This window comes from Paraburkholderia sp. (genome assembly GCF_035948235.1).
In the GTDB taxonomy this organism is placed as follows: Bacteria; Pseudomonadota; Gammaproteobacteria; order Burkholderiales; family Burkholderiaceae; genus Paraburkholderia.
This window is the reverse complement of record NZ_DASZJJ010000140.1, coordinates 21,242-41,540: the sequence shown is the minus strand read 5'-3', so window position 1 is coordinate 41,540 and position 20,299 is coordinate 21,242. Positions and strand designations below refer to the sequence as shown.

Here is a 20,299-nt window from a genome sequence, read left to right as displayed (position 1 = left end):
AACCAGGTAATGGTTATCAGGCTTACGCCCAGTGGCCAGGTATCCATTCCCAATGATTGCCTTCCCAGCGGTAATGGCCCTTGACCCAGTGATAGCCGGGTTGCGGGGCGGGCGGAACGACTTCGACGCGCGGCGGCGGTGCGGGTGGCCGCGCGGGTTCGACCACGCAGGCGGAAAGAAGAGCGGCGCAACCGAGTGCGGTGAAATAGAGCTTCGTTTTCACGATGGATTCCTCCTTGATGATGGTTTTATCGTTGGCTTGCGTCGTGGTCTCCTCGCGCAAAGCCTGGGTGCATCAGGTCCGCACGAGTCCGGTAATGGGCCGCACCGTGCCCGCCTGGCCAAACAGCGCCGCCGCGGCGCGCTGCGGATCGAGCCCCAGGCTTTCGGCGGCGGCGCCTGCGATGAGCGCATCGAGCGCGGCAGTCGGCTTGAGGTCGCGCGACTCGTAAAGATCGCCGGGGCGCAGGCCAGGCCAGTCGGCGATCACGCGCCCGCCTGCAACCGCGCCGCCCAACAGCATCGCGACCGATCCCTGGCCGTGGTCGGTGCCGCCCGTGCCGTTGGCCGCCGCCGTACGGCCGAATTCGGTCGCCACGAGCACGGTCGTGTTGTCCCACGCCGGCCCGAGGTTGTCGCGCAGCGCGGCGAGCATTGTGTCGAGCGCCTTCAACTGGTTGGCCAGGCGCGCGTTCTGCGCGCTATGCGTATCCCAGCCGCCGGTCTCGATCATGGCAATGCGCGGGCCGTCCGCGCGCGCGAGAAATCCGGCCGCGAGTTTGCCCACGCTCGCCGGGTCTTGTCGCGCGCTCACGTCGCCCGCCAGGCCGCGCGCGGTCATCGCCGAACTCCACAGGCCGTGCAATTGCGCATCGCCCTCATAGAGCGCGGAAACGCGCGTGAGCAGATCGTCGGAAGCGGCGGGCAACGCGGAGGGCGCATACGAAGTCGCGCGCGCCACGCCGCGCAAAGCGAGCGGCACAGTGGGCGCAAACGCGATGGCGTTCTCGCGCGTGCCGCCCACCTGCGCGACGAGCCGGTTGAGCCAGCCGTCCTTGACCTGATACGGCGCGCGGCCGCCCGTTTCGAGCACGTTCTGGCCGTCGAAGTGCGAGCGGTCGCGATACGGCGAGGCGACCGCATGCACGAACAGCGCCTGGCCCGAGCGATACATCTGCGCGGTCTGGGCGAGCGCCGGATGCAGCGCGAAGGTGCCGTCGAGTTTGCTGGCGTTTGCGGTGTCGATGGCGAGCGCGCCGCGCAGGCCTGCGTAAGCAGGCTCGGCATAGGGCACGACGATGTTCAGACCGTCGGCGGCGCCACGCTGGATCACGAAAACGAAGCGGCGTTCGGTGGCGGCGCTGGCGAACACGATTTGCGGCGCGACCAGCATCGCGCCCGCACCCGCAGCGGCGACACGCAGGAAATGGCGACGGGAGAGCATGGTGGTTATCTCCTCAGGAAGTCAGGCGAAACGAGCAGCAAGGCGATGGCTGTCGGCGCGCTTTCTGCGTGCGCCACGGCCGTGGCGGTGGGTGGCGTGAGCGTGCCCGGCAGGACGGTGGGCGCGAGCGTGCGCGGATCGATGCGGTCGCCCACGCGCGCCGCGAAACGCTGCGCGACTTCGACACGCCGCACCAAGGCATCGGGCGCGGCCCAACTTGCGGCGATGTCGTCGTAGCCCGCGGGCGAGCCAGGGCGCCAGATCGGCTGGCCCAGTTGCGTGAGCAGAGGCGCGGCATTGAGGTCGCCGCGATCGCGCCAGCCAAGCGCGCGCATCGACGACACGGTCCATTCCCACGGTGTCTTGAACTTGGTGTCGGGCGCGGCCCAGGCTTCGGGCGAGGTCGCGAGCACCCGATAAACGGTGGGTAGATCGCCGCCGCTTTGTTCGAAGGCGCTGGCCAGGCGCTCAGTGAGCGCGGGCGGGGGATTATCGGCGACGAAATGGCGTCCCAGCTGAAAGGCGACGTGGCGACTGGTGGCGCTCGCGCGCGCGAGGTCATGCAGAATCGCGCGCGCCTGTAGTTCGCCGTCCTGATCATATTGGCGGCCCATCACGGTGCGCGCGCCTGGCTCGTGCAAGGCGGGGCGAAACACGAACGATCCCGGTTCCGCGTTGCCCGGCAGCGGACCGCGCGCGGCGGCCACGCTCCAGCCCGTGAGCGCTCGCGCGAATTCGGTGACATCCTCCTGTGTATAGCCGCTGCGCACGCCGAGCGTGTGCAGTTCCATGATCTCGCGCGCCAGATTCTCGTTGAGGCCGCGCTTGTGCTCGGGATCGCGTTGATCGGCGCGCAGCGCGGCGCGGCTGTCGGGCCCCACCGAACGCGTCTGGTCGAGGAAAAGCTGCATCGCCGGGTGCTGCTCGACGGCTACCAGCATGTCCTCGAAATTGCCGAGCACATGCGGACGGATCGCTTCCATTTCGAACGCACCCGCGAGGCCCGCAATGGCGAACTTGTCGACGGAGACGGCAAAGTGATTCGACCAGAAATGCACGAGACGCTCGACGAAGGGCGTGTCGGTTTGCAGCGCGCTGGTGAGGCGCGCGTTCACCGCGCTGCGATAGATATCGGCGCTTTCGCGGCGGATCGCGCGATTGACCGCCTGACGCGCGGCTTGTGGGTTGGCGGGCGAGGAGGCGGGGGCGGTGCTGGCCGCAGCAGTCTGTACGCCACTAGCCGCGCTATCCGCCATGCCTTGCTGGCGTTCTTCGCCAAAACGCGTCGCCAGTGCGACCGCGCCGGGCTCCTCGCGCCACGCCGCCGGCAGCGGCTCGTAGCGGGAGAACTGGTCGAGCAGCCAGTGTTGCGGATCGGCGGGCGGAGTCTCGTCGGCGCGCGCACCCAGGCCAAAGCGGTTCATCGCGATCGCGGCATCGCGGGCGGTGGGCTGGCTGTTCATGCGCGGTCCTTGTCAGGTCGGGTGAAGGGCGTTCGAGGTGTTGCGTACTGTCCTTAAACGCGGCCCGCGCGCGAATCCGTCGCTGTCCTGCTGATTTTTTTCTTTCGACTATTGCTGTTGTTGCGTCGAGCCTGCTTGTGATCCGGCCTTGCGCTGCGGCTTTGGTAGCAGACGCCACTGTCCGCTGCGCTCCAGCCCTTCGACGAATTTCACGCGCTCCTCGGGCGTGAGCGTGGCAGCGTAATCGGCCACACCGGTTTCGACGCGCGTGCGCAACGCGATATCGGATTCACGCGTGCGCGCAAGCGCCGCATCGAGCGCGGCGCGATCGAACTTCGGCGCGGCCAGCAGATCGAGCACCTGGCGACGGCTGTCGCGAGCCGCGCGGGCATCGTCGCGGCCCTCGCGTCGCGCCGCCTTCAAGGCATCGACAAACTGCTGCTGCCGCTCGGGCGAAAGATAGTCCGTGGCGAAGCGCAGCGCCGCACGCTGTGCGGGCTGGCCTGGTTGAGCCACCGTCTGCGCCTGCGTGAGGTCGCGCGCCGCGAACCAGCGCCACGCGCCGCCCGCGATCCCGCCGAGCAGAAACACATTGAGCAGGACCGATCCTGCAATTAGCACCTTCCACGAGCGTGCGTTCATTCATCACCCCAATCGGCGCTCGAACCGCCGAAACTCGTACTTAAATAGCTGCTGTCGTGTGTTGCTTCGTGAAGCGCGTCTTGCTGCGAACCAGGTTGGATGGCGAGGCCACCCGTGAGCGTATTGCCCGTGAGCATGACCGACATGGCCAACGCGCCCGCCAGCGCCCCCGCGAGCCCCACACCCGCGAACGCCGCGCCCGACCACCAGAAGCGTTTGCGCTTCGTGCGATCGGTATTGGCGGGCACCGGCACGGCCAGGGGAGCACTTTCGATGATCTGCTCGACCAGCGCGCGCGAGGGCGGCGCGATCATATCGCGCGCGAGCCACGCGTCCAGCGCCAGCGCTTCCTCGAGCACGATGTCGGCCTGGGCGCGATGCGCGCGCGCCCACGCAAGCGCGTCGGCGCGCTCGTGCTGCGGCCAGCGGCGCGGATCGGTGCCATAGGCTTCGACGAGTGTGTGGAATCGTTCGGATGTCATGCTCGATCCTTGGCGGGCCCTTCGCCGGCCAGTTGTGCGCGCAGGGTGCGCCGGGCGCGCGCCAGCAGGCTTTCGAGCGCATCGACCGTGATGTCCATCAGCGCGGCCGCCTCGGCGTTCGAAAGCTCCTGATAATAAGTGAGCACGAGCGCCTCGCGCTGGCGTACCGGCAACGCCGCCAGCGCGTCGCGCACGCGGGCGTCGCGCGCACGCGACTCCAGACGCTCGTCGGGCCGCGCGGCGGGATCGGCTTGCTCGCTCAAGGCGTCGGCATCGGGCGCGGGCGTCTCGCGATGGCCGCGCAGGCGGTCGTAGCAGAGATTGAGGGCGACGCGGTGCAGCCACGTATCGAATTTCGCCTCACCGGTGCGCCAGTGCGGCGCCTGTTTCCAGATGCGCATGAACGCCTCCTGGGCCACGTCCTCGGCTTCCATGCGGTCGCCCAGCATGCGTGTCGCGAGCGCGAGCAGCCGCGGCAGTTTGTTCACGACGAGCGAGCGCACCGCGCCCGCGTCGCGCGCGCCGACGCGAGCGATCAGGCTCGCATCGGGATCGGCTTCTGCGGCGCGCTGTGGAGTCGCGGCGCGATTCGATTCCTGATTCGACGTCGATCCGTGCGTGGACTCGTCTTCCTGAGCGTCGTTCAAGGCGCGATTCCGTCGCGGCGCGGGTTGCGCGCCTGGATCGGCAGCAGCATCGGTGGCGACGGCCTGGGCCGTGCGGGTCTCATCGTCATGCCCTCCATGGGCGTGCGCCGGTTCGGGCCGCGCCGCCGCCGTGGCGATGTTGGTCATGGCGGCGGCGTCGGCCGGTTCGCGAACGTTCAATATACGACGACCCCGGGCCTGTAATACGCAGGGCGCGCGGGTTCGACGATGCAGCCCGTGAGAACCGCCGCGGCCAGCGCGATGATGAGCAGTGTCTTCATGATCGTGATCTCCGTTCGGGCATCAGGCCGTCAAGCCCAATGGCCCGGCACCCAGCGCCAGTTCGGGCCGCGCTCGATCCAGTGGCCGGGCACCCAGCGCTGGCCCATGCGCATCGGCTGCCAGTGGCCCGGTGCCCACACATAGCCGCCGTGATCCCAGCGCCAGTGGCCCGGGTCCCAGGCGTAGCCCGCGCGCGGCGGCGGCACGTGCTCCACGCGCGGCGGCGGCGGCGCGTTCGGGGCGATGATGACGGTCTGCGCGATGGCGGCGCTGCCCGCGAGCGCCAGCGTGGCGGCGACGAGCAGCGATCGGCATGACTGAAGTGGCTTGCGAGACATGGAATTCCTCCCGTTGTTCGTGATAAGCACACGGCTTTCGTGCGTGCTTGTCACTCTTGAACGGGGCGGCAGGAAAAATCCGTCGCTGTGCGGCGAAATTTTTTCAGACGCGCGGTGCGCCCAGACAAGACGCGCAGGCGTCGATGGCATCGCGCACGCGCGCCACGGCCACGTCGCGCAGCGCATTGGCGCACCAGCCCAGTTCGATCGGATAACCGGGCAGGGCGAGCGGGCATTCGACCAGCCGCAGCCCGGTGAGTGCGGCGATGGCCGCTGCGGCATGGCGCGGAATGGTGGCGATGGCCTGGGTGCCCTTGAGCAGATGCGGCAGGGCGGCAAAATGCGTGGTCGACGCAATCACTGTGCGCTTGAGGCCCTGCGCGGCGAGCGCTTCGTCGACGATGCCGACCACGCCGCCCGAGGACACCAGAATATGCCCGCGCGCCACAAAGGCTTCGAGCGCGAGCGTGGCGTCGTTCGCAGGCGGCAGGGACGCCGCATCGACAAGACAGGCATAGTCGCCCTGGCCGAGCGATTGATGGCTGAGCCCGCGCGCGCCGAAGCCGCCCGCCGCGATGGCCAGATCGATCTCCTGGGTGGCAAGGCTGTCGCTCACGATCTGGCTGTAAGTCTGTCGAAAGATCACGCGCAGCCCCGGCGCATGCCGCGCCACCTGGGCGATGATGGGCTGGCCCAGCGCCAGTTCGAAATCGTCCGAGAGGCCGATGGCGACGGCGCGGCCGTGAAAACTCGCGGGTTGCGGCGAGGCAATCGCAAGACTCTGCCGCACGCGATCGAGCGCTTCGGTGACGACGGGCTTGAGTTCGCGCGCGCGGGCGGTGGGCGCGAGGCCGCGTCCGGTCGGCGTAAAGAGGCGGTCGTCGTAGAGCACGCGCAAACGCTTGAGCGCCGCGCTCACGGCGGATTGCGTCATATCCAGCCGGATCGCGGCGCGGCTCGCGCCGCCTTCCTCGAAGAGCGCTTCGAAAATCTTCAGCAGATTCAGATCGACGCCGGAGATATCACGGGCATGCATAGCAGAAAGTGGCGGCGCGCGTGGGCGCAGGGTTGCGACCCCGCCATCATACGGATTCGCCTCGATACATGGATCACGGAGAACCTTCATGCCGAAATCGACCATCGCCGCTTTGCAGATCGGCTCGCTGCCGCAGGGCAAGGCCGCCACGCTGGACCATATTCTGTCGTTCGAAGCGGATATCCGCGCGTCGGGCGCCGCGCTCGTCGTCATGCCGGAGGCGCTGCTGGGCGGCTATCCAAAAGGCGAAATCTTCGGCACGCGGCTTGGCTACCGGCTGCCCGAAGGCCGCGAGGCGTTCGCGCGTTACTTCGAGAACGCCATCGACGTGCCGGGCCCGGAGACCGATGCACTCGCTGCGCTGTCGGCGCGCTGCGAGGCGTCGATCGTGATCGGCGTGATCGAGCGTGCGGGCAGTTCACTCTTCTGCACGGCGCTGTTCTTCGATCCGCGCGCCGGTCTGGTGGCGAAACACCGCAAGCTCATGCCCACCGGTACCGAGCGTCTGATCTGGGGGCAGGGCGACGGTTCGACGCTGCCCGTGGTGCAGACGGGCGCGGGCGTCGCGGGCGCGGCGATCTGCTGGGAAAACCATATGCCGCTTCTACGCACGGCGATGTACGCGAAGGGCGTGCAGATCTGGTGCGCGCCGACCGTCGATGAACGCGAGGTCTGGCAATGCTCGATGCGCCACATCGCGCACGAGGGGCGTTGCTTCGTCGTGAGCGCGTGCCAGGTGCAGCCTTCGCCGGCCGCGCTCGGTATCGACGTGCCGGGCTGGGACCCCGCGCGTGCGCTGATCAATGGCGGCAGCGTGATCGTCGGGCCGCTGGGCGAGATTCTCGCGGGGCCGCTGCACGGCGAGACGGGGCTTGTGAGCGCGCAGATCGACACTGATGAACTCGTACGCGCCCGCTATGACTTCGATGTGGTGGGGCACTATGCGCGGCCCGATGTGTTTTCGTTGAATGTGGACGAGCGCGCCAGGCGCACGGTGAATTTTGTGGGCGAATGAAGATGATATGGATGACTGATTGATTTTGTGGGGCGTCTCGCGGGCAGCCACCGCCCGCGCATTATTGCCGCCACTGTCAGTCATTGATGCGTGTTTGGACATTGATCGGAGCGCGTTGCTCTGTCAGGCTGCGGGGTTGGCTTGCGCCTTGCCGCCGGCCCCCGTTCATCACACGCGTATTCCATGTCTGCACCGCAACCCCTCGCGCCGCTTAGCGGCGCCAAGCTCGCTATCGGCACCGTTGCCGTGTCGCTGGCGATGTTCATGAACGTGCTCGATTCGTCGATCGCCAACGTCGCGATCCCGACCATTTCGGGCGATCTCGGCGTGTCCGTCGATGAAGGCACGTGGGTCATCACCATCTTCGCGGCGGCCAATGCCGTTTCCATTCCGCTCACCGGCTGGCTCACGCAGCGTTTTGGCACCGTGAAGCTATTCGTCACGTCGATCCTGCTGTTCGTGCTGGCCTCGTGGCTGTGCGGCATCGCGCCGAATCTGCCCACGCTGCTGGGCGCGCGGATTCTGCAAGGCGTGGTGGCCGGCCCGCTCGCACCGCTTTCGCAGGCGCTGCTGCTTGGCTCGTGGCCCAAACAGAAGTCATCGACGGCGCTCGCGCTCTGGTCGATGACGGCGCTGGTTGGCCCGATCGCGGGGCCGTCGCTGGGCGGCTGGATTACCTACGATTACAACTGGTCGTGGATTTTCTATATCAACATTCCGGTGGGCCTGTTCGCGGCCGCCGTCACGTGGGCCATCTATCGCGAACGCGAATCGGCCACGCGGCGCCTGCCAATTGACGGCGTTGGCCTCTTTCTGCTGGTCGTCTGGGTGGCCTCGCTGCAGATCATGCTCGACAAAGGCAAGGATCTCGCGTGGTTCGATTCGCCGCTGATCGTCGCGCTGGGTCTGGTCGCGCTGGTGGGCTTCGCGTTCTTCATCGTGTGGGAACTCACCGAAGAGAACCCCGTGGTCGATATTCGCCTCTTCACGCAACGCAATTTTGCGGGCGGGACGATTTCGATTTCGGTAGCCTACGGCATGTTCTTTGGCACGCTGGTGCTGTTGCCGCAGTGGATGCAGGGCTATCTGGGCTACCGCGCCGTGGATTCGGGGCTCGCTACCGCGCCGCTCGGCGTGTTCGCGGTGCTGCTCACGCCCATCATCGGGCGCCTGCTGCCGCGTAGCGACCCGCGCTACATCGCAACCGTGGCCTTTATCGGCTTCGCGGTGGTCTTCATGATGCGCACGCGCTTCTATACCGACGTCTCGCACTGGGACATCGTGCTGCCCACGCTGCTGCAGGGCATTCCGATGGCGATGTTCTTCGTGCCGCTCACCTCGATCATTCTTTCGGGCCTGCCACCGGAGAAGATTCCGGCGGCCGCCGGGCTGTCGAACTTCGCGCGCACGTTCTGCGGCGCGGTGGGCACTTCGCTGATCGGCAACGCCTTCAACGATCGCACGATCCTGCATCACGTACGCCTCACCGAACAGGCGAGCCCGACCAACCCGGTGTTCACGCAACAGATGGACAACGTGCACGGCGCGCTGCATCTGGGCGGCGATTCGGCCTATGCGCTCTTCAACACCTCAGTGGATTCGCAGGCTGCGGTGATGGGCCTGAATGACATCTTCTATATCTCGGCGATCATCTTTATCGCCATCATTCCGCTGATCTGGATTACGCGACCTTCGCGTAGCGCCGCCGATGCTTCCAGTGCAGCGGGTGCGCATTAATGGCGGGCATTTTCAGCCATTAGCCGCCGATTTAGCCATTGATTTACACGCCGTAATCGCGCGTTACGAGTTGTAAATTAACTGGCGGATTTTCCCAGGGCCGGCTCGCCGATTATCGGTGCGCCGGCTTTTGTGTTTCTGGCTTGTCATCCGGCTTTCGATCTGGCTTTCTCCGGCACTACTGCGGCATTACGCCGCGCAAATAAAAATGGGGTGACCGCAGACTCGGCCACCCCATTAGTCCGTGATAACTGTTCCGGAGTTACCTCAGACAGCGGAATATTAGCATGGGGGTCTAGTCCTAATTGCACTTGTTTTGACAATAATCAAATTCACTAACTTGACAACAGCGTCGCGTGATTGCCACAGGTGTGTGACAGCCAGATGACGGGCACAGCAAGAATTTTCCCTTTTAAGACAAGGTTTTAAGCGCCAAAAACCCGATATTTCCATATTTCGCAAATATCTGTTCCACCGTGCAAATGATCCGTTTCTACGTCTGTGGCACTTAAACTTCGCCGGAGATTGCGGGATGGGTCCAATACCCGGATTCGTTTCATTGCGATCTGCAAGTCAAAGCAAGTCAAGCAAGTTACTTTAGGAAAGTCATGAAGAACACTCTGATCATCGCGGGCGTCCTGAGCGCGTTCGCAGTTTCGGCTCACGCACAAAGCAGCGTCACGCTGTACGGTTCGCTGGATGCGGGTATCGTCTACGCGAACAACGCTGGCGGCCACTCGGCATGGAACCAGGGCAGCGGCTCGCTGTCGGACACGTACTTCGGCCTGAAGGGCAGCGAAGACCTGGGCGGCGGTCTGCATGCGGTCTTCACGTTGGAAAACGGCTTCAACCTGAACAACGGCAAGGAAGCTGAAAGCAGCACGATGTTCAACCGCCAGGCGTTCGTCGGTCTGCAAAGCGACCGTTTCGGCACGCTGACGCTGGGTCGCCAGTACGACTCGATGGTTGACTTCCTGTCGCCGCTGTCGGAAGCAGGCGCTGGCTACGGCAACAACCTGGCCGCTCACCCGTTCGACAACGACAATCTTGATCACTCGTTCTCGATCAAGAACTCGGTCAAGTACACGAGCGTGAACTACGCTGGCTTCAAGTTCGGCGGCATGTACGGCTTCAGCAACGACGCAGGCCAGTTCTCGAACAACCGCGCATGGAGCGTCGGTGCTTCGTACAACAACGGCCCGCTGAACGCATCGGCAGCTTACCTGCAGATGAACAACTCGATCAGCCAGTCGAACCAGTCGAGCGGCGCGGTCAACTCGGGTAGCAGCAACAACTTCAACCTGACGGCGCAAACGCAGCGCACGATGGGTGCAGGCGTGAACTACACGTACGGCCCGGCAACGGTCGGCTTCGTGTGGACCCACACGCAATACGAAAACCTGCTGGCTGGCTCGCAAGACGGCGCATCGACGAACTTCGTCGTTCCGACCGGCACGAACCTGCACCTCGACAACTTCGAGCTGAACGGCCGTTACGCACTGACCCCGGCCCTGAGCCTGGACGCATCGTACACGTTCACGGACGGCAAGCTGAAGAGCTCGGCTGGTTCGACCGATCCGAAGTGGCAAACGGCTTCGCTGCAAGCTGACTACTCGCTGTCCAAGCGCACCGACGTGTACGTCGAAGGCGTCTACCAGCACGCTTCGGGTTCGTTCGGCGATGGCCGTGCAAACGTCGCTATGATCAACACGCTGTCGCCGTCGACCTCGCAAAACCAGGTCGCTGCAACGGTTGGTCTGCGTCACCGCTTCTAATCGAAGCCTGACTGCTGCATAGCAGGCTGGACAGCGCGCGCGGCGGATCGGCCGGTTCGCCCGCGCGTCTGGAACGCTTGCTTCACGGCTGGCCCGTCGTGCGAAAGATGCCCACAAGGCATGTTTCGCCGACGGGCCAGCTGCGTTTTGGGGCCTTGTTTTATAGGGCCGATGTCTCGAAGGCCGCACGATAGCGGCGCGCCAGATCGTCTGCGGTGTGACGCAGCAATGCAGTATCCGTATGCAACGCGGCACTGATCGCTTGCGCCAGTTCTTCTCCATACGCCGTCGCCGCGATCTCTTCAGGCTCCCACGTCGCCGCAAAGGCGGCCTGCCTGGGCGGTTGCCAGGTTTCTTCTCTGTGAACGATGTTGACGCGTGGCCGCGCGAACGCCATTGCCACGATCCTGCCGTGCAGGCTGCTGCCGCAATAGACGCGGCTCGACGCGATCAACGCGCAGATGTCCCAGATGTCCAGCGAAGCGAATAGCACACACCTTGCGGACAGACGCTGCTGCAGGCGTGCGTAGACCGCGATGTCGTCATGCCAGGGCGCGGCGCCCGCGCGAAACAGCACAATTCCCAGACCATCTTCCTTCGCTACGCGCGCGAGCTGGCGCGCGATGACGTCGAGCGTGGCATCGTCGCCGAAACCCGCATCGAATTGAATCGCCGCGTAGCCCTGCGGGAAAGCGTCGACGATGGCTTGCACAGGCGCGTGCGTTGCGCGAGAGTGAATGTGCGCGCCGAATAGTTCGGCCACCATCACGGCGGGGTCGGGGATGAGTGGCGCGTCGATGCCTTGCGCGTGCAGATGAGCTTGCGTCAGGCGGTCGCGCACGCTGACTTTATCCGCCTCTTTGAGCTTGCCGATGACTTCCGCGCGGAAGGCTTCGTCGCGCCGATCGAGACCCGCGCCGCCCATCGCATGAAAGACGATATGTTGTGCGTGCAACGAGTCTTTGGAAAGCACATAAGGTGCACGTGCGGCCACGCCCAGATGATTCCTTGACCACGCGAGCGGATCGGCATGCCATGCGTTTTCCTCGTCGATGATCGCTTGTACGCGCGTGGCGGGCGCAAGCATCACGGCGGCTTCCCACGCATCGCAAGTCAGCAGTTCGCCGCCTGAGTGAACGAGGTCGAACGGCGAGCCGCGAGCGACGATCTCGTCGATTGCATGGAGGCGATGGCCGCCGAATGCGCGCAGATCGCGCGCGACGAGCCCTGCAAAAAGCACGTCACGCGGTGCAAGCATGCGCGCGAGCACATGCGCAAACAGCAGATCGCCGAAATTGTGGCGATCGAACGCACCGAATAGAACCGCAGGCAGAGCAGAGGACATGGGCGCGCCCCGAAACGTATCGCTATGTGTCGCCACACCGATACTACGCCGGCCATGATTGCAAGGCGCTCCGAACGGCCTTAATCTGACATGCCCGAACCCGCGAGAGGAGCCGTGTATGCAAGCGCTACCCCTGAGACTGTCGCCCGGCGCCGATCTGCGCGATGCACTCGGTCAGTTGCCTGCAGGGCAGAACGTGGCGGCTGCCTGGGTCGTGCAGGGCATTGGCAGCCTGAGTGCGGTGGAATTGCGCTTCGCGGGCGTCGATGCGCCCACTTCATTGCGCGGCGACTATGAAATCCTTACGCTGGCGGGCTCGCTCTCGCCCGATGGTGCGCATCTTCACATGAGCGTGTCCGATGCGCAGGGCCGCGTGCTCGGCGGCCATGTTGCGCATGGCTGCATCGTGCGCACCACGGCCGAGGTGCTGGTCATGCTGCTGCCAGGCTTTCGTTTTTCGCGCGAGCACGATGCACAGTCGGGCTTTCCTGAACTCGTGGTGCGTAAAGATGCCTGAAATAAGGGCTGAAAAGCAACGCGGCGGCGCGCCGGTCATCAAGACCGCTCGTGCCGCCGCGTTCACTGCATGAATTCAGGCTTGCGCCCGCATCATCAGAACTTCAGGCGCATGCCTGCCGCCACCACAGCCTGCGTGTTGCTCGACGAAGCCGCGAGGTTGTAGATCGATGCATTGCCCAGCACCGAAATGCCGTTCGCGCCCGAGACGCGCTGGTACACGCCTTCGAGGTACAGGTCGGTGCGCTTCGAGAGTGCGTAGTCGGCCTGGAGCATGAACTGGTTCCAGTGCGGCGACGCATTGCCCTGCGTGCGGCTGACCGAACCGTCCGTATAGGTGTACGAGCCGCCCAGGCTGAATTGCGGCGTGAGCTGGTATTTGCCGTTCAGTTCGAAGTTGTTGAACGTGAGGTAGTTCGCGTCGAACGTGTTGAGCGAGCCGCCCTGGGCTATTTCCGTCGGCGAGGCGATCATCGTGCGCGTGAACACGAGGCCGACCTTGGCCGCGCCCATCGTGTAGCTGCCGCCTGCGCCCAGCGTGCGCGTGCGTTCGGCGACGAACATCGGATCGTTGTCGGTGTTGGTGCCGGCGGACAGTGCGCCGCTCGTGGTCGAGCCCGGCTGGTTGCCCTGGAAGTACGCGACCGCGAGGTTGATCGGACCGCCGTTCCACGACGCGCCGAAGGTGTAGGCATCGTTCTGCGAGAAACCGCCGCCTTCGTTGCTGAATGCGAAGGCCGCTTCCGCCTGGAAGCCCGCGTAGGTCGCGCTGCGGAACTTGATCGCATTGTTCATGCGAACGTCGTTGTTCAGGTTGTCGTTGTCGAACGGATGCTCGGCGATATTGCCGCCAAAGCCCGAACCAGTTGCCGACATCGGCGCGATCATGTCCACCAGCGCGTCGTACTGGCGGCCCAGCGTCACCGTGCCGTACTGGTCGCTCGACAGACCCACCCAGGCTTGACGGCCGAACATGTAGCCGCCGTTCGAACCCTTGCCGTTGACGACCGAGAAACCGTTCTCAAGGTCGAAAATCGCCTTCAGGCCGCCGCCCAGATCTTCGGCGCCGCGCAGACCCCAGCGGCTCGTGCTGAGATTGCCGGACTCCACGCCGTACGTGGCCCCGTGACCCGTCGACGATTTCTGGTTGCTGATGTAGTCGAGCCCCGCGTCGACGGTGCCGTACAGGGTGACGCTGCTTTGCGCGTGCGCCATCGACGACGCAGCCAGAGTGGCGAGCGCGAGAGTATTCAACAACGCTTTTTTCATGTCGATTCCGTAGTAGAAAGATAAGTCACCATGCGTATGGACGAGCGTGTGGTTAGGAGTCCAATTCACATGATTCGCAGCGATGCAGCAGGAACCGAGAATTTAAGGAAATGCAATTACAGGTACATGTCGAAAATGGCCAGAAAAATGAAACCTGGTTTAAGTTTCTGACATGAGAAATTTAAGTGCGCGCTTTTGAGACCCGATTGGGACCCGATTTCGGGCTGGAGAAAGCGCGAAAGAATGCGGTGAAAGGCGCGTTGCGCGCTGGCGGACGCCGTGCGGCGGGGATGATTCGAGATATTACGCAGTGGCTGGAGTACGGATCGGAGCCGGGCCGGCGCGGCCCTTTCAGGCAGCGCCGGCCCGCACCGCTAATCGACAATCTTCTTCGCGACGAACACCCCGAGCAGCAGGAACGCAATGCACAGGATGAGGAAGATAACGAACAGGATCTTGGCGATGGCGGCGGCGCCCGCGGCCACGCCGGTAAAGCCGAGCAGGGCCGCAATGACGGCCACGATAGCAAAGAACAGAGCCAGTTTCAGCATTTCGGTTTTCTCCTCGCGTGTGGGCGGCGCCAGGCGCGCGCCGGAACAGGGCTGATTGGACACTGTAAGGCGGGAGCAAGCGGTGTGCCTGAGGCGGCCGATGCACACCTGCTCCGTTCATTGCAGGCTCGTCGCCCCCTCAATGCGCGGCGCGCGCTCCCAGATTTCCCGGGAAAGGCACGAACGCGAGGCTGCAATCGACTGGCGGATTCGCCGCGCCGCTTGCCGACTGCGTCAGCACCACGCCGTTACCCAGGCCCTGCAATGGCAGATTCGTACCGCCCGCACCCACGGCGATCTGTGCATCGGCGGCCGTCACAGACAGCGGCGCGACATCGGCAACCACATTGTTCAGCGAGATCTGCAGCGGATTGACGACCGGCGGATTCGGCAGCCCAACGGTGCCCGCCGACCAGCCCTTGCCCGCGAGGATCGGACTCGCCGTGTTGAAGCCCTGGAACGTATAGCCCGACGCGTTGACGATACGGATACCGTCAAGATTGATGTTGCGGAAGTTCGGATACAGTCCCGCGTTGGTCGTCGGGCTGTAGTAAGGCGAGAAGATCAGCGCCTGCGGACTTAGCGAAGCGGTGGGCGTTGCCGTACGGATGCAGACGTTCCGATAGTTGATGTTGGCGATCAGCCCGCTGCGACTCCAGTCCGATTTGATGCGCAGACCGTTGTCGGCGCCGTCCATCACCAGGTCGTAGACGTTCACGTTGCTCACGCCAGGGTAGACGCCATCGACGGGGGTGACGTCCGCGTTGGCCATGCCATTGTCCGATCCCTCGAATTCGCTGCCGATCGACATGCCGTGGCCTTCATAGAAATGGCTGTGCGCGATCGTGACGTTATAGGTGCGGCCATTGACGGTGCCAGTGCCGCCCTTGATGGCGATGTTGTCGTCGCCGGTGCGAATCGAGGTGTAGGCGATGAGGATATTGCTCGCGTCGCCCGTGAGCTTGCCGGGGTTGCCCGGATTGCTCGTGATCGGCCCGGAGCTGGCGGGGTCGATGCCGTCGGTGTTCTTGGCGTTGAGCGTGCTATAGGGCGCGCCGAGGTAGTTCGTCATCGACTCGTAGGCGGCGGTTGGCGTGAAGATCTTGACGCCCCACGCGACGAAGCCGTCGATACCGCTTGGCACGACGTGGAATTTCGGCGCGTTTTGCAGCGTGATGCGATAGAGCGTGAAGTTGCGGCCGTTGTTGATCTGGATAAGACGCGGATTGTTCTGCGAGGCGTTCTGCACGACGTTGGCCTGCCAGCCGATATCCCACCAGCTCATGGCCGTGCCGTTCGGACGCTTGAGCAGTGCCGGGTCGCCGGGAATGCTGCTGAGGAGCGGACTGCCGCCGCGACCGTCGATGACACCGTCGCCCACTACGGCGCTGTTGCTCGTTTTGGCCGCCGTGATTAGCGCGTTGCAGCCGTTATCGCTAGACGTAATCAGGCCGCAGCTTGCGGTGCCTTTGGTCTTGTCGTACTGGCGCGGGTCGCGCGAGGCGAATAGCGTCACGCCGCTGTCGATCCAGAGCGTCACGCCGCTGGGCAGATTCAGCGGGCCGGAGAGGAAGGCGTTCGCGCCGCCCGGGCCGGCGATCAGGCGCACGGCCTTGTTGGTCGAGAGCCCGCTGCTGGCGGCGTTGGTGCAACTGGTGAGCGCGGCCTGGATGCGCGAGGTGTCGGGCGCGGTGCTGGCTGCGTCGGCGCTGTCGGGCAGCAGGCCGTTGGCTTGCGCGGTGAGGTTGGCGTTGAGCGTTGCGCAGATCTGGCTGGCGGCCGGTAACGTGGGCTCGGGCGGCAGCGCGCTGTCGGTGGTGGTGGTGCCGACCTGGAAGCCGGGTGTCGCGGGGGTGGTGCCGCCTGTCGTATCGCTGGCGGGGGTATCGGGATTGGTCGGTGTGATTGGCGTCACCGGGGTATCGGGATTGACGGGCGCCACGGGCGGAGTGGTTGCATCGCTCGCCGATGTCGGACTGACCGCGCTCTGGCTTTCCGAAGCGGCCATGGGCGCCGTGGTGTTCTCGACGCTGCCGTTGGATGCGGACGGCCCCGAGCCGCCACACGCCGAGAGCGCGATTGCAACGGCCATGGCGCCGGTCAGGCCGGGCCGCGTCAGGCCGGGCCTCGCCAGGCCGGGCCACGTTAGCGCGCTTCGCGGGCGCGTCGTGTGAGCATCGTCGGGAAAGCGGGAATTCTTGCCGGAGTGCGGTGCCATGTGTGATCTCGTCGGAGTGCGTGGAGTGGCGCGGAGATCGGCAAGGCGCTCGTCAGACAATGCACTTGCCGTCGCTGTGTTGTCTTACAACGCCGCGTAGTGTAGTGATCCGATGAAGAGACATCACACCTGGTAAATGCCCTGACATTTTTTCAGGATGACTGAATAAATGTCGCGTAGCAGGCGTACAGCGTGGCGGAATGCGGGGTGATCGGCTGGACGATAGAAAACCTGATATTGCCCGGCATCAATGTAAACGCGCTACGAAAGCGATGAGCCGCGCCATGATATTGACGCTAGGCAATAAAGATTGAGTCTGACTCAAATGATCGCGACGACGCGCGCCTGCGCATCAGCCGACAACGCGGCTCACGAGTTCGCACAGCCCTGCCGGAAGGCGCAGAACTCTTTTATTTGATCGCGCGCAAATCATGAAAAACGGCCCGTCGCGCTGGAGGGACGCACGACGGGCCAAACCGGCGCCGTACAGGGCGGCGCCGTCCGAGGGAGCGGGTGGTGAGGTTCAGAGATAGCAGGTGCCGTCGACGTAGGCCTTGCGCCAGCGGACGATGCTCACGCGTTCGAACAGCTCAGCGTGCGAGAACGGGTCTTGCGCGATAAAGGCTTCGGCTTGCTCGCGGGTCTCGACGTCGACGATATAGATGCCGCCGCCCGCGCTCGATCCGTCGTCGTTGAGCTTGGCGCCGCAGGCGAGCAGCAGCGCCTTGTGCTGCGCGAGAAAGTCCAGATGCACATCACGTTCGCGCGCGCGCACATGAGCGTGGTCGGGTTTGTCGAATGTCTCGATCAGAAACGGCATGGCGTGTTCCGTGCAGCGTGGGTTCAGTTCGGCGCGATCGCGGAAGGATGCTGTGCAAGCGGCGTCACGCTGATCTTCATGAACGGGAACAGCGGCAGCGCGGACAGCAGCGTATGCAGTTCGTCATTCGATTCCACGTCGAATACGCTGTAATTTGCGTACTCGCCCGCCACGCGCCACAGATGTCGCCATTTGCCTTCGTGCTGGAGACGCTGCGAAAAGGCTTTTTCTTCAGCCTTGAGTTTGTCGGCATAGGCGGCGTCGGTGCCGTGCGGAATCTGCACCTGCATGTGCACGAGATACAACATGGTTAATCTCCGGTGATTGCTGATTTCAGAAAAGCGCTCAACCCCAAAGGAGAATCGCAACCGAATAGACGATGCCGATCCAGAACATCATGATGACCGTATAGCCCATGATGTCCTTGAGTTTGAGCTTCGAAAGCGCGAGCGCGGGCAGAATCCAGAACGGCTGAACCAGATCGTTCCAGGCATTGCCGAGCATCACCGCGGTCGAGGTATGGCCCACCGACGCGCCGATGGTCTTCGCCGCTTCGATCATGAACGGCCCCTGAATGACCCAGTGACCACCGCCCGAAGGCGCAAAGAAGTTGATGACGAACGAGCTGATCAAGCCCCAGAACGGCAGCGTGGCGGGCGTGGCCACTTTGACGAAGGCTTCGGAAAGCGTATTGACGAGACCCGACGACGCCATGATCGCCATGATGCCCGCGTAGAACGGGTATTGAAGGATGATGCCGCTGATGGTGCGAATGCCTTCGTTGAGCTTCTCCACATAGCGGATCGGCGTGCCCAGCAGCAGGATGCCCAGAAACAGAATAAAGAAGTTGATGAGGTTCAGATCGATCGAGCCGCCCTGCACAAAGTGAAGCGCCACATAGCCCATGCCGATCGCGCCGATCACATAGCTCAGCACGCGGCTGTTGTTCAGGCGATTGGCGAGCGTCTTGCCATCGTCGATATCGAGCGCGGGCGCAGCCTTGGGGGCTTCTTCGAGCGCACGGTCGATTTCCTTCACCGGCTGGCCCGCCTTCGGATGCAGCCACGCATTGAGCAGCGGCAGCGTGACGATGGTCACGAGGCTGGTGATCAGCATGGTGGGCGAGAAAATCGTTTCGGAGAGCGGAATAACGCCCATCTGTGCTTCGAGCGGATGCCCCTTGGTCGAGATCAGCACCGGAATGCTAGCGGACAATCCAAGCCCATAAAGCGTGAAGCCGCTATACGCCGAGGCGATGATAAGCGGGTAATGCACGCCCTTGACGCGCAGCGCGAGCTTGCGCGCGACGATGCCGCCCACCACGAGTCCGAAGCCCCAGTTCAGATAGCTGCCGACGCCGCCGACCAGCGTCGCGAGGATGATCGCCATACGCGGCGAATCGACGTGCGCGACGAGGCGGTTGAGAAAGCGGTCGGTGAGCGGCGCGGTGGCCAGCACGTAGCCCATCGCGAGAATCACGGCCATCTGCGTCGTGAACGCGAGCAGCGCCCAGAAGCCCTTGCCCCAGCTCGTGGTGAGCGCGGTGACGGTTTGCCCTTGGACGATGACGGCCAGCGCCATGGTAAGCAGGGTGAGGCCGATCGCGAAGACGAAGGGATCGGGCAGATACCGGCGCATCAGCTCGGTAAAGAAGGCAGTGACTCGCTGCATGGTTGTGTCTCTTTCAGGTCTTAATAGTTCTTGGGTCTCTCTCGCATCGCGGCGAGCGGCATGTGTGGTGCGTGATTCGCACTCGTTTCAGTCGTCCGTGCGCGCGGTGCTCCTGCGGTGCCGCGCGAGTTGCATGAGTTGCCGGTCGCGCCAGGCCACGCGCGCGTCCCATTGGTCCAGCGGCAAGGCGGCGCGGCGTGCGGCTTCCACCTGCGCGACCAGTTCAGGCGTCCACGGATCGTGCTGGCCGCGCTCGGCGCCCATGCGTTCGTACGATGGCCCCATCTTTTGCGCATGCGAGGCGATGCCGCCGCGCGTGTTCAGATCGACGGTTTCGAACGGGCCAATTACCGACCAGCGCGGCGCGAGGCCTTCGCGCATGACGGTATCGATATCGTCCACGGAGGCCACACCGTCGCGCACGAGGCAATACGCTTCGCGCAGCACGGCGCCTTGCAGTCGGTTGAAAATGAAACCTGCGACTTCTTTTTTCACGCGCACGGGCATGAGGCCCGCTTCGCCATACAGCGCGATGGCGCGCGTCGTGGCGGCGGTGGACGTGAAGGGTGCGGGCACGATTTCGACCACGGGCACCAGATAGGGCGGGTTGCCCGGATGCGCAGTGAGGCAGCGCGCGTGGCCCGGCAGACTTTGATCGACGAATTCAGAGGCGGCGAGAAATGACGACGCACTCGCGATGATCGCCTGAGGCGGAGAAAATTTATCCAGTTGTGCGAACAATTCGCGCTTGATATCGACACGCTCGGGCGCGCATTCCTGCACGAGATCGGCGTCATTCACCGCGGCTTCGAGCGTATCGGCGATCTCCACTCGCGCCGCGATCTGCGCCGCGCTTTCGTCGATCAGCGCAAAACGCCTAAGATCGTCGAGCCGTTGCGCGATTTCGCCGGGCACGGCGGCGCGCCGTTGTGCATCGGGATCGAACAGGCGCACGCGCCAGCCCGCGCGCGCAAACACAATCGCGAAGGCCACGCCGATGCTGCCGCCTCCGACGATGCCCGCGCGCCGCAAGTCCGTGGACGTCATC

General features: G+C 64.3%; 20 protein-coding genes. 4 read left to right on the top strand and 16 right to left on the bottom strand.

Annotated elements, in window-relative coordinates; translation table 11 throughout:
- Positions 1-22 precede the first annotated feature (22 nt).
- From VG320_RS12485 to VG320_RS12450, 8 genes are all read right to left on the bottom strand, one after another.
- Positions 23-223, bottom strand: a complete 201-nt coding sequence (locus VG320_RS12485) for a YXWGXW repeat-containing protein (RefSeq protein ID WP_327200419.1) — start codon at positions 221-223, stop codon at positions 23-25.
- A 72-nt stretch (positions 224-295) separates the two neighbouring features.
- Complete coding sequence (locus VG320_RS12480) at positions 296-1,444, bottom strand: DUF1501 domain-containing protein (RefSeq protein ID WP_414696026.1); 1,149 nt, start codon at positions 1,442-1,444, stop codon at positions 296-298.
- Between the two features lie 5 nt (positions 1,445-1,449).
- Positions 1,450-2,907 carry a DUF1800 domain-containing protein gene (locus VG320_RS12475; protein WP_327200418.1) on the bottom strand — a complete coding sequence of 486 codons (1,458 nt, stop codon included), beginning with the start codon at positions 2,905-2,907 and terminating at the stop codon, positions 1,450-1,452.
- Positions 2,908-3,015: 108 nt separating this feature from the next.
- Positions 3,016-3,549, bottom strand: coding sequence for a periplasmic heavy metal sensor (locus VG320_RS12470; protein WP_327200417.1), 534 nt, complete (start codon positions 3,547-3,549; stop codon positions 3,016-3,018).
- Positions 3,546-4,031: a hypothetical protein gene (locus VG320_RS12465; RefSeq protein WP_327200416.1), complete on the bottom strand. Its 486-nt coding sequence runs from the start codon at positions 4,029-4,031 to the stop codon at positions 3,546-3,548. Before VG320_RS12465 ends, VG320_RS12470 begins: the two co-directional genes overlap by 4 nt.
- Positions 4,028-4,825, bottom strand: coding sequence for an RNA polymerase sigma factor (locus VG320_RS12460; protein ID WP_327200415.1), 798 nt, complete (start codon positions 4,823-4,825; stop codon positions 4,028-4,030). The genes VG320_RS12465 and VG320_RS12460 overlap by 4 nt, the downstream gene beginning before the upstream one ends.
- A 164-nt stretch (positions 4,826-4,989) precedes the next feature.
- Positions 4,990-5,298 (bottom strand): YXWGXW repeat-containing protein, encoded by a 309-nt coding sequence (locus tag VG320_RS12455; protein ID WP_327200414.1) that lies wholly within the window; start codon positions 5,296-5,298, stop codon positions 4,990-4,992.
- Positions 5,299-5,401: 103 nt separating this feature from the next.
- Entirely contained in the window at positions 5,402-6,334 is a 933-nt protein-coding gene (locus VG320_RS12450; protein ID WP_327200413.1) for a LysR substrate-binding domain-containing protein, read from the bottom strand.
- 88 nt (positions 6,335-6,422) lie between these two features.
- Here VG320_RS12450 and VG320_RS12445 point away from each other — a divergent pair, with 88 nt between their 5' ends.
- From VG320_RS12445 to VG320_RS12435, 3 genes are all read left to right on the top strand, one after another.
- Positions 6,423-7,349 (top strand): carbon-nitrogen hydrolase family protein, encoded by a 927-nt coding sequence (locus tag VG320_RS12445; protein WP_327200412.1) that lies wholly within the window; start codon positions 6,423-6,425, stop codon positions 7,347-7,349.
- A 183-nt stretch (positions 7,350-7,532) separates the two neighbouring features.
- The gene (locus VG320_RS12440; protein WP_327200411.1) at positions 7,533-9,086 is read left to right on the top strand and encodes a DHA2 family efflux MFS transporter permease subunit; all 1,554 of its coding nucleotides are present in this window, start codon (positions 7,533-7,535) and stop codon (positions 9,084-9,086) included.
- 608 nt (positions 9,087-9,694) lie between these two features.
- Positions 9,695-10,861 (top strand): porin, encoded by a 1,167-nt coding sequence (locus VG320_RS12435; RefSeq protein ID WP_327200410.1) that lies wholly within the window; start codon positions 9,695-9,697, stop codon positions 10,859-10,861.
- A 160-nt stretch (positions 10,862-11,021) separates the two neighbouring features.
- Here the strand turns inward: VG320_RS12435 and VG320_RS12430 are convergent, their stop codons facing one another.
- Positions 11,022-12,206: a polysaccharide pyruvyl transferase family protein gene (locus tag VG320_RS12430; protein ID WP_327200409.1), complete on the bottom strand. Its 1,185-nt coding sequence runs from the start codon at positions 12,204-12,206 to the stop codon at positions 11,022-11,024.
- Positions 12,207-12,324: 118 nt separating this feature from the next.
- Between VG320_RS12430 and VG320_RS12425 the strand changes: the two genes are divergently transcribed.
- On the top strand, positions 12,325-12,723 hold the full coding sequence (locus VG320_RS12425; protein ID WP_327200408.1) for a PPC domain-containing DNA-binding protein: 399 nt from the start codon (positions 12,325-12,327) through the stop codon (positions 12,721-12,723).
- Positions 12,724-12,818: 95 nt separating this feature from the next.
- Here the strand turns inward: VG320_RS12425 and VG320_RS12420 are convergent, their stop codons facing one another.
- The 7 genes from VG320_RS12420 to VG320_RS12390 form a co-directional block, all read right to left on the bottom strand.
- Complete coding sequence (locus VG320_RS12420) at positions 12,819-13,991, bottom strand: porin (protein WP_327200407.1); 1,173 nt, start codon at positions 13,989-13,991, stop codon at positions 12,819-12,821.
- Positions 13,992-14,365: 374 nt separating this feature from the next.
- Positions 14,366-14,542, bottom strand: a complete 177-nt coding sequence (locus tag VG320_RS12415; protein WP_327200429.1) for a DUF1328 domain-containing protein — start codon at positions 14,540-14,542, stop codon at positions 14,366-14,368.
- A gap of 139 nt (positions 14,543-14,681) precedes the next feature.
- Positions 14,682-16,760 carry a glycoside hydrolase family 28 protein gene (locus VG320_RS12410; RefSeq protein ID WP_327200406.1) on the bottom strand — a complete coding sequence of 693 codons (2,079 nt, stop codon included), beginning with the start codon at positions 16,758-16,760 and terminating at the stop codon, positions 14,682-14,684.
- Between the two features lie 523 nt (positions 16,761-17,283).
- On the bottom strand, positions 17,284-17,580 hold the full coding sequence (locus VG320_RS12405) for a YciI family protein (RefSeq protein ID WP_327200405.1): 297 nt from the start codon (positions 17,578-17,580) through the stop codon (positions 17,284-17,286).
- Between the two features lie 23 nt (positions 17,581-17,603).
- Positions 17,604-17,888, bottom strand: coding sequence for a muconolactone Delta-isomerase (gene catC, locus VG320_RS12400; RefSeq protein ID WP_027819040.1), 285 nt, complete (start codon positions 17,886-17,888; stop codon positions 17,604-17,606).
- A gap of 37 nt (positions 17,889-17,925) precedes the next feature.
- Positions 17,926-19,251, bottom strand: a complete 1,326-nt coding sequence (locus VG320_RS12395) for a short-chain fatty acid transporter (protein ID WP_327200404.1) — start codon at positions 19,249-19,251, stop codon at positions 17,926-17,928.
- An 87-nt stretch (positions 19,252-19,338) separates the two neighbouring features.
- Positions 19,339-20,298: a 3-hydroxyacyl-CoA dehydrogenase gene (locus VG320_RS12390; protein WP_327200403.1), complete on the bottom strand. Its 960-nt coding sequence runs from the start codon at positions 20,296-20,298 to the stop codon at positions 19,339-19,341.
- Between the last annotated feature and the right edge of the window lies 1 nt (position 20,299).